This is a genomic window from Streptacidiphilus pinicola, from assembly GCF_003258295.1.
Classification (GTDB): domain Bacteria; phylum Actinomycetota; class Actinomycetes; order Streptomycetales; family Streptomycetaceae; genus Streptacidiphilus; species Streptacidiphilus pinicola.
Genome location: NZ_QKYN01000124.1, coordinates 21279 through 33087 on the forward strand (window position 1 = coordinate 21279; position 11809 = coordinate 33087).

The window sequence follows — 11809 nt, forward strand, 5'->3', positions numbered from 1 at the left end:
CGCTTGATCTGTTTGATCGATGGTCAGCTTAGCGACGCACGCGGTGGTCCGGATCGTGCACCTCGCCGACCAGTTCCTCCAGCACGTCCTCCAGCGCCACCAGACCGAGCGTCAGCCCGCCCGCGTCGACGACGCCGGCCAGGTGCGCGGCGGAGCGGCGCATCGCGCCGAGCGCGTCGTCGAGCGGGAGGTCGCCGGAGAGGCTGATGATCGGCCGCCAGAGCCGGCCGGGCACCGGCGCGTCGGGGTCGTCCAGCTCCAGCACGTCCTTGACGTGCAGGTAGCCGAGGAAGGCGCCGTTGTCGCCGACGACGGGGAAGCGGGAGTAGCCGGTGCGCACCGCCAGCTCCTCGATCCCGCCCGCGGTCACGGAGCTGTCGACGGTGACGAGCTTGTCGCTCGGCATCACGACCTCGCGCACCGGGCGCAGGCCGAGCTCCAGGGCGTCCTCCAGCCGCTCCTGCGCGTGGCGGCCGAGCAGGCCCGCCGCGTGGGAGGCGTGCAGCAGGTGGGTCAGCTCCTCGCTGGTGTAGGCCGCGGCGATCTCGTCCTTGGGCTCGACCCGCAGCAGCCGCAACACCAGGTTGGCCAGCGCGTTGAGGAGGGCGATGAACGGGCGCAGCCAGCGGGCCAGCCCGACCAGCGGCGGGCCGAGCCAGAGCGCGGCGCGCTCGGGCGTGGCCAGCGCGATGTTCTTCGGCACCATCTCGCCGATCACCATGTGCAGTCCGACCACGATCGCGAGCGCCAGCACGAAGCCGGCCGGGTGCACCAGCGAGGAGGGCAGGCCGAGCGCGTGGAACGGCGCTTCCAGCAGCCCGGCGAGCGCGGGTTCGGCAACGGCGCCGAGCAGCAGCGAGCAGACGGTGATGCCGAGCTGGGTCGCGGCGAGCATCGCCGAGACGTCCTCGAGCGCGCGGACGACCGTGGCGGCGCGCCGGTCGCCGGCCTCGGCGAGGGGCTGCACCTGGCTGCGGCGGACCGAGACGAGTGCGAACTCGGCGCCGACGAAGAAGGCGTTGCCGAGCAGGAGCAGCACGGCGAAGAAGAGGAAGAGGGCACTCATCGGTCCCGGCCCTCCTCGGCGCCGGTGGCGTCCTGCCGTTCCAGCCGCACCAGTTCGGTGCGGTGGCGGTGCACCTGGACGGCCACCAGCCGCCAGCCGGGCAGCTCGGCGGCGTCGCCGGGCTGGGGCAGCCGGCCGAGCAGATCGGTGAGCAGACCGGCCACGGTCTCGTAGGGGCCCTCGGGGGCGTGCAGCCCCACGGCCTCCAGCACGTCGACGCGGCAGCGGCCCTCGGCGAGCCAGGCCTGACGGCCCGCCACCGGCGTGGCCGGGCGCAGCTCGGGCAGGTCCGCGGGGTCGTGCTCGTCCTGCACCTCGCCGACCATCTCCTCGACGATGTCCTCCAGCGTGGCCACCCCGGCCGTGCCGCCGTACTCGTCGACGACGACGGCGAGTTGCTGGCGGCTGCGGAGCAGGTCGAGCAGCCGGTCGGCGGGCAGCGTCTCCGGCACCAGCAGCGGCGGCGAGGCCAGCGCGCCGACGCGCACGGTGGCCCGGCGCTCGGCCTTGACGGCGAGCGCGTCCTTGAGCGTGACGACGCCGACGACGTCGTCGATGCTCTGCCGGTAGACGGGGAACCGGGAAAGGCCGGTCGCCCGGGTCAGGTTGAGCACGTCGGCGGCGGTGGCGTGGTCCTCCAGCGCGGCCACGTCCACGCGCGGCGTCATCACGGACTCGGCGGAGAGCTCCGCGAGGCCGAGCGTGCGCACGAAGAGGTCGGCCGTGTCGCTCTCCAGCGCGCCCTCGTGGGCGGAGTGCCGGGCCAGCGCCACGAGTTCCTCGGCGCTGCGCGCGGAGGCCAGTTCCTCGGCGGGCTCCATGCCGAGGCGGCGCACGATCCGGTTGGCGGCGCCGTTGAGCAGCAGGATCAGCGGCCGGCAGATCCGGGAGAACAGCGCCTGCGGGGCGACCACGGCGCGGGCGACCTGGAGCGGGCGGGAGATGGCCCAGCCCTTGGGGACGAGCTCGCCGATCACCATCTGCAGCACGGTCGCCAGCAGCAGGCCCAGGACAGCGGCGAGCGCGGTCACCGCGCCGCCGGAGACGCCGAGGCCGCGCAGCGGCGGGGTGAGCAGCAGGCCCAGCGCCGGGTTGGCCAGCATGCCGACGAGCAGCGAGGTCACGGTGATGCCGAGCTGCGCGCCGGACAGCTCGAAGGAGAGTGTCCGCAGTGCCCCGTCCACGCGCGACGCCCGCCGGTCCCCCGCCGTGGCGGCCCGCTGCACCTCCCCGCGGTCGACGGTGATGAAGGCGAACTCGGCGGCCACGAAGAGTCCGTTGGCCAGGATCAGCAGCACGGCGACACCGAGCAGCAGCCAGGCCACGGAAATACTGTGAGGGTCCATGGAAGGTGGGAATTCTCCAAAGGCTTGGTAAAGCCCCCACAGTACCCCAGGGAGGTCGCCGCCTCAGCGAGGTGGCGCCGTACCGTAGGCGTCGACGCAGGCGCGCAGCTCCTCGGCCATGCGCCAGGCCTGCTTGCGTCCGGCGCCCGGCTGGATCGCGACCACGGCCAGCGTGCCGCCGTCCGCGAGGTCGAGGGTCACCCACGGGTCGCCCAGGTGCAGGTTGACCGCCAGGATCTGCGGCCACTCCAGGCGGCGCTTGCGCACGAAGTTCACCACCGTCAGCCCGGCGCGGTCGGCCTTGGCCTTCGGGCGGGCCAGCACCACCAGCACCAGGGCGAAGACGATGCCGCTGCTGCCTATGCCGATCCGGTCGTGCCGCTGCCAGTCCGGCGCGCCGATCGCCGCGATCAGGGCGAAGAACGCCACCGAGACAGCCGCGAGCCCGAGCAGCACCACGCGCGTCAGCACCGGCTGCCAGGTGTGCGGCAGGGTGGGCGCGGCGGTGAGGCTCGGGCTCGCGGTCATGGGTGGCCCTCCGGCCGGGCCGCCCTACAGGCGGCAGGCGTGGATGTCGGTGACCAGGATCGCGCGCGCGCCGATGCTCCAGAGGTCGTCCATGATCCGCTGGGCCTCCTTGCGCAGCACCATGGCCCGGACCGCCACCCAGCCCTCGCTGTGCAGCGGGGAGACGGTGGGCGACTCCAGACCGGGGGTGAGCGCGACCGCCTCCGCGACGCGCTCGGCACGGATGTCGTAATCCATCATCACGTACCGACGGGCCACCAGGACACCCTGCAGACGCCGCATGAACTGGTCCACGCCCGCGTCCTCGCCCGCGCCCAGCGGGCGGATGACGACGGCCTCGGAGCGCAGGATCGGCTCGCCGAAGACCTCCATACCGGCGTTGCGCAGGCTGGTGCCGGTCTCCACGACGTCGGCGATGACGTCGGCGACGCCGAGCTGCACAGCCGTCTCGACCGCACCGTCCAGCTTGGTGACGGTGGCCTTCACGCCCGCCTCGGCCAGGTGCTTCTCGACCAGACCGGTGTAGGAGGTGGCGATCCGGCGGCCCTCCAGGTCCTTGACGCCGGTGGCCACCCCGGGCGGGCCGGCGAACCGGAAGGTCGAGCCGGCGAAGCCGAGCGAGAGGACCTCCTCGGCCTCCGCGCCGGAGTCCAGCAGCAGGTCGCGGCCGGTGAAGCCGATGTCGAGTCGGCCCGAGCCCACGTAGATCGCGATGTCGCGCGGGCGCAGGTAGAAGAACTCCACCCGGTTCTCGGGGTCGACCAGGACCAGCTCCTTGCTGTCCTTGCGCTGCCGGTAGCCGGCCTCATGGAGCATGCCCGCCGCCGGTTCGGCGAGTGAGCCCTTGTTCGGGACGGCGATGCGGAGCATGGTCGGTGCCTTTCCTTGTATGGACATACGAAAGCGGGGCACCGAATCGGCTCGGTGCCCCGCTGCGTGAAAACGTGCGGGGTCTACAGATGGGCGTAGACGTCCTCCAGGCTGAGGCCGCGCGCGACCATCATGACCTGGAGGTGGTACAGCAGCTGGGAGATCTCCTCGGCGGTCCGCTCGTCGGACTCGTGCTCGGCGGCCATCCACACCTCGGCCGCCTCCTCGACGACCTTCTTGCCGATGGCGTGCACGCCCAGGCCGACCAGCTCGGCGGTACGGGAACCGGGCTCGCCGGCCGCGGCCTTCCGCTGCAGCTCGCTGAAGAGCTCTTCGAATGTCTTAAGCGCCATGATGGGCCTACCCTACGTGGTTCCCCGGGAACAGGTCGTGTCGTCCCACCGTACGGACGGTGGCGTGGACACGAATCCGCCCTCAGGCTCCCAGGCCGCGGATCAGCACGGCGGTGCTGAGCGCGGCGGTGGTGGCCTCGTGGCCCTTGTCCTCCTTGGAGTCCGCCAGGCCCGCACGGTCCAGCGCCTGCTGCTCGTTGTCGCAGGTCAGCAGGCCGAAACCGACCGGGATGCCGGAGTCGACACTCACCTGGGTGAGTCCCATCGTCGCGGCCTCGCACACGAAGTCGAAGTGGGGCGTACCGCCGCGGATGACGACGCCGAGCGCGACGATCGCGTCGTAGCCGCGCGCCGCGAGCGCCTTCGCGGCGACCGGCAGCTCGAAACTGCCGGGGACGCGCAGCACCTGGTAGTCGGTCACGCCGAACTCGTCGAGCGCCCGCTCGGCGCCCGCGATCAGGCCGTCCATCACCACGGTGTGCCACTGCGCCGCGACGACCGCGACCTTCAGGTCCTTCGCGCCCCGCACGTCGAGCTTGGGGGCTCCCTCGCCGCTCACTTGCTTCCGTCCTCTCGTTGGACTGGTCTGATCAGAAAAGGTGTTGGCAGGATCAGGCGGTGTGCGCCGGGCTGAGCTCGTCGAGCCAGGGCAGGTCGTGGCCCATCCGGTCGCGCTTGGTCAGCAGGTACCGCAGGTTGTGCTCGCCGACGCCGACCCGGACCGACTCGCGGCCGTGCACCCGCAGGCCGTGGTCGGTCAGCGCCACGTGCTTGTCGGGGTTGTTGCTGAGCAGCCGCACCGAGCGGACGCCCAGGTCCTCCAGGATCAGCGCGGCCGCGCGGTAGTCGCGGGCGTCCGCGGGCAGGCCCAGCTCCAGGTTGGCGTCGACGGTGTCCCGGCCGCCCTCCTGCAGCTCGTAGGCGCGCAGCTTGCGGACCAGGCCGATGCCGCGGCCCTCGTGGCCGCGCAGGTAGAGCACGATGCCGCGGCCCTCGCCGGCGATCTTCTCGAGCGAGGCGGCCAGCTGCGGGCCGCAGTCGCAGCGCAGCGAGCCGAAGACGTCGCCGGTCAGGCACTCGGAGTGGACCCGGACCAGCACCTCCTCGCCGTCGGGCAGCGTGCCGTCGGCGTTCAGGCCGCCCGCGACGAGCGCGATGTGCTCGATGCCGTCGGGCTCGCTCCGGTAGCCGACCGCGGTGAAGGAGCCGTGCTCGGTGGGCAGCGCGGTGGTCGCGGCGCGGGTCACCGTGGCCTCGGTACGGCGGCGGTAGGCGATCAGGTCCTCGATGGAGACCAGGGCCAGGCCGTGCCGACGGGCGAAGACGACGAGCTCGGGCAGGCGGGCCATGGTGCCGTCGTCGTTGGCGATCTCGCAGATCGCCGCGGCGGGCCGCAGCCCCGCCAGCCGGCACAGGTCCGGGCCGGCCTCGGTGTGGCCCTCGCGCTCCAGCACGCCGCCCGGCCGGGCGCGCAGCGGGAAGACGTGGCCGGGGCGGACGAAGTCGCCGCCGGCGCTGGCCGGGTCGGCCAGCAGCTTGATGGTCAGCGCGCGGTCGGCGGCGGAGATGCCGGTGGTGACGCCCTCCTTGGCATCCACCGAGACGGTGAACGCGGTGCGCATCGACTCGGTGTTCTGCGCGACCATCTGGCCCAGCTCCAGCCGGTCCAGGTCCTCGCCGATCATCGGCACGCAGATCAGGCCGCGGCACTCGCGCATCGCGAAGGCGACCAGCTCGGGCGTGGCCAGCTCCGCGGCGAAGACCAGGTCGCCCTCGTTCTCGCGGTTCTCGTCGTCGACGACGACGATCGGGCGGCCGGCGGCGATCTCGGAGATCGCGAACTCGATGCTGTCCAGGGTGAGGTCCTCGTAGACCTCACCGTGCTGGAGGGCCAGATCCTCTATGGCGTTCATGCGACGGCTCCTTCCGCGAGCGCGGGCTGCTCGGACTGCTCGGCCTGCTCGGCCATGCGGCTGCGCAGCCACCAGGAGCGCAGACCCAGGATCACCAGGACGAAGTAGATGCTGTAGACGTAGCCGGAGAAGGCGTAGCCGTTGGTGAAGTTGAGGGGCACGCCGACCAGGTCGACGGCCAGCCAGGCGAACCAGAACTCCACCCAGCCGCGGGCCTGCGCGTACATCGCGGCCAGCGTGCCGGTGAAGATGTAGGCATCGGCCCACGGGCTCCAGGACATCCACGGGTAGGCCTGGAAGAGCTCCGCCAGGGCGACGGTGAGCCCGGCCGTGGCCGCGACCAGCACGCCGCGCTCGGTCCAGGTGGCGAAGCGCACCGTGACGTCGCCGGCCTTGGCACGGCCGCGCTGCCACTGGTACCAGCCCCAGACCGAGACGGCTATGACGATCAGCTGCTTGCCGGCGCTGCCGCTGAGGTGACCGGCGGCGAACGCCGCGAAGAGCACGACCCCGGACAGCAGCTGCACCGGCCAGGTGAGCATCGAACGCCGCCAGCCCAGCGCGAGCGCGCCGAGACCGAGCAGGTTGCCCACCATGTCGGACCACTTGATCTGCTGTCCGAACAGGCTGAACGCCGTGCTGTTGAGGTCGTTGACCAGACTGCTCATGGTCCGTCAGGCTCCCGTCTGCTGCACGCTGTCGAACGCGGGGAGCGCACGGTCGCCGAGCAGCCGCTCGACGTACTTCGCCAGCACGTCGACCTCCAGGTTCACCGGGTCCCCGCTCTGCTTCAGGCCGAGGGTGGTGTGCGCGAGGGTGGCCGGGATCAGGCTCACGGTGAACGAGTCCACGGCCGCCTCCACCACGGTCAGGCTGACGCCGTCGACGGTGATCGAGCCCTTCTCGACGAGGTACCGCGACAGCTGCGCCGGCAGACTGAAACGCAGGACCTCCCACTGCGGATTCCCGTCCGCGCCGGCCTCGCCGGGGGTGCGGGAGAGCAGTGCGCCGGTGCCGTCGACGTGGCCCTGCACCAGGTGGCCGCCGAGACGGGCGCCGAGCGCCATGGCACGTTCGAGGTTGACCTTCGAGCCGACGCCGATGGCGCCGAGGCTGGACCGCTCCAGCGTCTCGCGCATCACGTCCGCACTGAACTCGCCCGGGTGGGCGGCCAGTTCCGCGTCGGTGTCGAGGACGGTGAGACAGACGCCGTTCACCGCGATGGACTGGCCCTCACGGGCGTCGGCGGTGGTGAGCGGGCCGCGCAGGCGGACACGGGCGGAGTCGCCCAAGTCCTCGATCGAGAGGACCTCGCCAAGCTCTTCGATGATTCCCGTGAACATTCAGCTCTCCGTGACCTCGCGCCTACTGCGCGGTCTCCGGGGCTGTAGCGGGAGCTGACAACGGACGACTGCCACGGGATACGGAGACGACGCTGCGCGCGGTCCGGGGACCCCCGACTCGATCGGGGGGCCGCTCCGGAAAGCTCACCCGGGGAGGGTGCGCACGAGGCGACGACGCCGCAGCCCTGTCCGCCGCGCACTGCCTCCCATCCGGACTTTAACCGTCGGTCCAGGAATTTCACCTGGTCAACCGGCCGCTGGAAGCGGTCGGGTCGCGGACTGTAACCGCCGGTTCGGACTTTCACCGACCCCGGAGTGCGCAAACGTCGTACTGCTGCTGTCAGTGTGCCACGGACCTCGGCAGGGTTCGCAAGAGCTGACGGGCCGCGAGGCGTGTGGGGTGAATCACCCGCCGTGAGCGGAATACTGTGCTGTCCACCGATCCCACACCCGGCGAGCGGTCAGCCGGAATGCGCGCTGGGGCGCACCAGACCGCTCTCGTAGGCGAGCACCACGAGCTGCGCCCGGTCGCGCGCACCGAGCTTGATGAGGGCTCGGCTGACGTGCGTCTTGACCGTCAGCGGGCTGACGGCGAGCTGCTCGCCGATCTCGTCGTTGGACGCGCCGGTGGCGACCATGGCGACGATCTCGCGCTCCCGGTCGGTCAGCACGGCGAGGCTCGGCGGGGCGGCGGTCGGGCCGCCGCGCTCGGGCTGCGAGAGGTAGCGGGCGATGAGCTCCTTGGTGGCGGCGGGCGTCAGCAGCGCCTCGCCGCGGGCGACGACGCGGATCGCGTCGAGCAGCGCGTCGGGCTCCGCCCCCTTGCCGAGGAAGCCCGAGGCGCCGGCCCGCAGCGACTGGAAGACGTAGTCGTCGGTCTCGAAGGTGGTCAGCACCAGGACCCGGACGCCCGCCAGGTCCTCGTCGGCGGTGATCCGCGTGGTGGCCTCGAGGCCGTCCAGCTCCGGCATCCGGATGTCCATCAGCACGACGTCGGCCCGCGCCTCCTTGGCCAGCCGGACGGCCTCCAGCCCGGTCGCGGCCTCCCCCACCACGGCGAGGTCGGGAGCGGAGTCGACGAGCACCTTGAGCCCGGCCCGTACCAGCACCTGGTCGTCCGCGAGCAGCACCCGGATGGTCATACGTCTCCTGTTCCTCGGGCGGACGCCCGCGCGACCTGCGCGGAGTCGGCGGTGGAAACCCCGTCCGGGGCGGACGGGTCACCAGCGGTGTCGTGGACCGGCCGGAAGGGGCCGAGGAGGTTCGGGAGGTTCATCCGCGGCAGGCCGGGCCCGCGCGAGGCGTCGGCGGCCGTCGGCGAGGCGGCGCTGCGGCCGGCGCCGCCCAGTGGGAGGTCGAGGGTGACGCGGAAGCCGCCGTCGGGGCGGGGGCCGGCGGCGAAGGTGCCGCCGACGGACGCGGCGCGTTCGCGCATGCCGATCAGGCCGAAGCCGCTCGTACCGCCGGACGCGGAGGCGCCGCCCTTGGCGGGCGGCTTCGGGCCCGGGCCGTCGTCGTCGACCTCGATGTGCAGCACGCCCGGCCGGTACTCCAGCCGGACCGACGCCGCCGACGCCCCGGCGTGCTTGCGGACGTTGGTCAGCGACTCCTGGACCACCCGGTAGGCGGTCAGGTCCACCGCGGCCGGGATCGGGACCGGCGCACCCTCCGTGCGGCACTCCACCCGCAGCCCGGAGCGCTCGAAGGAGTCCACCAGCTGGGCGAGCTGGGCGAGCCCCGGCGCGGGATCGCGGGGGCTCGCGGCCTCCTCGCCCTCCCCGGTCTGCCGCAGCACGGCGACGGTGGCGCCGAGCTCGCTCAGCGCGGCCCGGCCCGCCTCGCGGACCTGCGCCAGCGCCGCGCGGGCGGTGTCCGGCTGGCTGTCCAGCACCGTGGAGGCCACCCCGGCCTGGATGTTGATCAGCGCGATGTGGTGGCCCACGATGTCGTGCAGCTCGCGGGCGATCCGCAGCCGCTCCTCGGCGACGCGACGACGCGCCTCCTCCTCGCGGGTGTGCTCGGCGCGCAAGGCACGCTCCTCTATCGCGGCCACGAAGGCGCGGCGGCTGCGCACGGACTCGCCGACGGCCACCGTCATCGCCGTCCAGGCGAACGCGATGCCGTTGACGCCCTCGTCCCACTTCTCGGGCGACAGCGCCATGCTGGCTATGCCGACGGACAGCACCGCGACCCCGCCGATGGCGAGCGCGAGCCGCCGCTCGACCACGGAGGAGACGGTGTAGATCGCGAGCCCGGACCCGGCCAGGATCGGCCCGCGCACGGGCCCGACGAACATGTAGCCGACCGTCGCCGCGACGGTGCAGGCCAGCACCAGCACCGGGTAGCGCCGGCGCAGCGCCAACGGGGCGTAGACGCAGAGCCCGGCGACGAGCAGCACCTCGTCGGGGTCGAAGTTGGACCACTGCGTGCTGGGCCGGCCCCCGGTGGGCCACAGGATGGTGACCAGGTACAGCACAGCTGCGAGCAGCGCGTCCGCCCAGTAGGGGTGCGCGCGCACGAACAACCGGAGTCGGCGCAGCAGGTCCATGCCCCCAACGGTAGAGGTTCGGTACGTCAGAGCGGCATTCTTGTCGTGGTCTTCTCAAGTTCACGCGGGGTCCCTACCATCCGGTAACCGGGGCGACGAACCCGACTGAAGGGGAGGGCACGGGATGCGACAGCAGATCGGCACGACAGGACGGGGGCTCGCGGTGGCGGCCGCGGTGGCCCTGATGGCGGGGATGGCGCTCACCGCCGGGGCGGGGACGGCGTCCGCGCAGCCCAGCAGCTCCTCGCCCGCCTTCGACAGCCTCACCTCCGCGTCCCACCCGGACTGGATGAGCGGCCTGCCGGACGGCGTCGGCCTCGGCGCCCTGTCCGTCCCCGGCACCCACGACACCCTGGCCATCCACGGCGGGCTCGCGCCCTGGGCCTACGAGGCCCAGGAGGACCACGGCGACGGCGCCGCGACGCTGGACGCCCAGCTGAACGCGGGGATCCGCGCGATCGACATCCGGGTGCGGGTGGTGAACAACGGCACCGCCTTCGCGATCCACCACACCGACGTCTACCAGAACGCCAACTTCGACGACGTGCTCACCCACGCCCAGGCCTTCCTCGCCGCCCACCCGGGCGAGACGATCCTGATGAACCTGCACGGCGAGTGCGACGCGGACACCGCCGAGGGCGGCAGCGGCACCGCCTCCATCGGCCACTGCGCCGACGACCCGGCGTCCACCACCACCGCGGACCGGATCCGGGTCTTCCAGAGCTACCTGGCCCGCTATCCGGGCCTCTTCTACGCCCCGACCGTCACCGGCACCTCGACCGCCGCCATGCCGTCCCTCGGGCAGGTCCGCGGGCACATCGTGCTGACCGCCTTCAGCGGCCCGGTCGGCGAGATCTACCCCGGCTACGGGCTGACCCAGCTCACCCAGGGCAACTGGGGCTCGTACGTGGAGAACGACTGGACCCAGTGCACCACCTCGACCAAGTGGTCCGAGGCCCGCGGCAACATCGCCGCGGCATCGGCGGACACCAGCGGGGCGATGTTCACCACCTACCTGTCCGCCAACTGCTCGCCCTTCGGCGCCGGGCCGGCGGACGTCGCCGGCGGCACCTGGTTCACCACCGGCGTCAACCAGCTGGCGCTGAACGACCTCACCGGCAGCGGCGGCTCCCAGCTGTCGCACACCGGCGTGGTGCTGATGGACTACCCCGGCTACGCGCTCATCGGCGCGCTGCTGAGCCGGGACGGCATCGGCGGCTGACCCGCGGCCGGCGCGGCAGGCGCCAAAGGTGCGTCAGATCACGGGCCCTGAGCGTTTGGAGTGCGTCAAGACCGATCCCGCGGGCGCGCTCGGTGCGGTGGAATGACGACCCGGTCCACCGATCAGAGGAGCAGGTGCCTGTCATGCCGGACGCGAGGCGCGTCGTCGTCGGAGTCAGCGGAACGCCCAGCAGCCTGCAGGCGCTGCGCGTCGGAGTCGCCGAGGCCCGGCGCGCGGGCGTTCCCCTGCTCGCCGTGCTGGCCTGGCTCCCGCTCGGCGGGGAGGCGGCCTACCGGCACGCGCCGTGCCCGCCGCTGCTCAAGCAGTGGGAGCAGGAGGCGGCGTGGCGCCTGCGCAACGCGTTCGACGAGGCGTTCGGCGGCATGCCGTCGGATCTGGCCGCCGAGCTGCTGCTGATCCGCGGCCCGGCCGGGGCCGCGCTGCTGGACGCCGCGGACCAGAAGGACGACCTGCTGGTCCTCGGCTCCGGCCGCCGCGACTGGCCCGCGCGCCTCTTCCACGGCACGACCGCCCGCTACTGCGTCTCCCACGCCTCCTGCCGGGTCCTGGCGGTCCCGCCACCGGAGCTGCTCCACCAACTCCCCCGCGCCCTGCGCCAC

General features: G+C 72.7%; 13 protein-coding genes and 1 riboswitch. Of the genes, 2 read left to right on the top strand and 11 right to left on the bottom strand.

Annotated elements, in window-relative coordinates; all coding sequences use genetic code 11:
* Window positions 1–28: 28 nt before the first annotated feature.
* The 11 genes from DN069_RS29365 to DN069_RS42475 all read right to left on the bottom strand — a co-directional run bounded on the left by DN069_RS29365 (window position 29) and on the right by DN069_RS42475 (window position 9967).
* Complete coding sequence (locus DN069_RS29365) at window positions 29–1066, bottom strand: hemolysin family protein (protein WP_111506069.1); 1038 nt, start codon at window positions 1064–1066, stop codon at window positions 29–31.
* Window positions 1063–2397 (bottom strand): hemolysin family protein, encoded by a 1335-nt coding sequence (locus DN069_RS29370; protein WP_111506097.1) that lies wholly within the window; start codon window positions 2395–2397, stop codon window positions 1063–1065. The genes DN069_RS29365 and DN069_RS29370 overlap by 4 nt, the downstream gene beginning before the upstream one ends.
* Window positions 2398–2475: 78 nt before the next feature.
* The gene (locus DN069_RS29375; protein WP_111506071.1) at window positions 2476–2940 is read right to left on the bottom strand and encodes a PH domain-containing protein; all 465 of its coding nucleotides are present in this window, start codon (window positions 2938–2940) and stop codon (window positions 2476–2478) included.
* Window positions 2941–2964: 24 nt separating this feature from the next.
* Window positions 2965–3810: an ATP phosphoribosyltransferase gene (gene hisG, locus DN069_RS29380; RefSeq protein WP_111506073.1), complete on the bottom strand. Its 846-nt coding sequence runs from the start codon at window positions 3808–3810 to the stop codon at window positions 2965–2967.
* An 83-nt stretch (window positions 3811–3893) separates the two neighbouring features.
* Window positions 3894–4163, bottom strand: a complete 270-nt coding sequence (locus DN069_RS29385) for a phosphoribosyl-ATP diphosphatase (protein WP_111506075.1) — start codon at window positions 4161–4163, stop codon at window positions 3894–3896.
* Between the two features lie 82 nt (window positions 4164–4245).
* Window positions 4246–4722 (bottom strand): 6,7-dimethyl-8-ribityllumazine synthase, encoded by a 477-nt coding sequence (ribH, locus tag DN069_RS29390; RefSeq protein WP_111506077.1) that lies wholly within the window; start codon window positions 4720–4722, stop codon window positions 4246–4248.
* A gap of 52 nt (window positions 4723–4774) precedes the next feature.
* The gene (locus tag DN069_RS29395) at window positions 4775–6076 is read right to left on the bottom strand and encodes a bifunctional 3,4-dihydroxy-2-butanone-4-phosphate synthase/GTP cyclohydrolase II (RefSeq protein WP_111506079.1); all 1302 of its coding nucleotides are present in this window, start codon (window positions 6074–6076) and stop codon (window positions 4775–4777) included.
* Window positions 6073–6744 (bottom strand): nicotinamide mononucleotide transporter family protein, encoded by a 672-nt coding sequence (locus tag DN069_RS29400; protein ID WP_111506081.1) that lies wholly within the window; start codon window positions 6742–6744, stop codon window positions 6073–6075. The genes DN069_RS29395 and DN069_RS29400 overlap by 4 nt, the downstream gene beginning before the upstream one ends.
* A 6-nt stretch (window positions 6745–6750) precedes the next feature.
* Entirely contained in the window at window positions 6751–7419 is a 669-nt protein-coding gene (locus DN069_RS29405; RefSeq protein WP_111506083.1) for a riboflavin synthase, read from the bottom strand.
* Between the two features lie 192 nt (window positions 7420–7611).
* Window positions 7612–7742, bottom strand: a riboswitch (FMN riboswitch).
* Between the two features lie 138 nt (window positions 7743–7880).
* Window positions 7881–8561 (bottom strand): response regulator, encoded by a 681-nt coding sequence (locus tag DN069_RS29410; protein WP_111506085.1) that lies wholly within the window; start codon window positions 8559–8561, stop codon window positions 7881–7883.
* Window positions 8558–9967 (bottom strand): sensor histidine kinase, encoded by a 1410-nt coding sequence (locus DN069_RS42475; protein WP_111506087.1) that lies wholly within the window; start codon window positions 9965–9967, stop codon window positions 8558–8560. The genes DN069_RS29410 and DN069_RS42475 overlap by 4 nt, the downstream gene beginning before the upstream one ends.
* Before the next feature lie 124 nt (window positions 9968–10091).
* On the opposite strand from DN069_RS42475, the gene DN069_RS29420 reads away from it, so the two are divergent.
* The gene (locus DN069_RS29420; protein WP_111506089.1) at window positions 10092–11189 is read left to right on the top strand and encodes a phosphatidylinositol-specific phospholipase C domain-containing protein; all 1098 of its coding nucleotides are present in this window, start codon (window positions 10092–10094) and stop codon (window positions 11187–11189) included.
* 143 nt (window positions 11190–11332) lie between these two features.
* Window positions 11333–11809 (top strand): universal stress protein (locus DN069_RS29425; RefSeq protein WP_111506091.1); only part of this gene is annotated, 477 nt, incomplete at its 3' end.

Excerpts from the sequence above, each read along its gene's own strand:
- DN069_RS29365 (WP_111506069.1), bottom strand. The coding sequence starts at position 1,066 with ATGAGTGCCCTCTTCCTCTTCTTCGCCGTGCTGCTCCTGCTCGGCAAC.
- DN069_RS29375 (WP_111506071.1), bottom strand. The coding sequence starts at position 2,940 with ATGACCGCGAGCCCGAGCCTCACCGCCGCGCCCACCCTGCCGCACACC.
- hisG (WP_111506073.1), bottom strand. The coding sequence starts at position 3,810 with ATGCTCCGCATCGCCGTCCCGAACAAGGGCTCACTCGCCGAACCGGCG.
- DN069_RS29385 (WP_111506075.1), bottom strand. The coding sequence starts at position 4,163 with ATGGCGCTTAAGACATTCGAAGAGCTCTTCAGCGAGCTGCAGCGGAAG.
- DN069_RS29395 (WP_111506079.1), bottom strand. The coding sequence starts at position 6,076 with ATGAACGCCATAGAGGATCTGGCCCTCCAGCACGGTGAGGTCTACGAG.
- DN069_RS29400 (WP_111506081.1), bottom strand. The coding sequence starts at position 6,744 with ATGAGCAGTCTGGTCAACGACCTCAACAGCACGGCGTTCAGCCTGTTC.
- DN069_RS29405 (WP_111506083.1), bottom strand. The coding sequence starts at position 7,419 with ATGTTCACGGGAATCATCGAAGAGCTTGGCGAGGTCCTCTCGATCGAG.
- DN069_RS29410 (WP_111506085.1), bottom strand. The coding sequence starts at position 8,561 with ATGACCATCCGGGTGCTGCTCGCGGACGACCAGGTGCTGGTACGGGCC.
- DN069_RS42475 (WP_111506087.1), bottom strand. The coding sequence starts at position 9,967 with ATGGACCTGCTGCGCCGACTCCGGTTGTTCGTGCGCGCGCACCCCTAC.
- DN069_RS29420 (WP_111506089.1), top strand. The coding sequence starts at position 10,092 with ATGCGACAGCAGATCGGCACGACAGGACGGGGGCTCGCGGTGGCGGCC.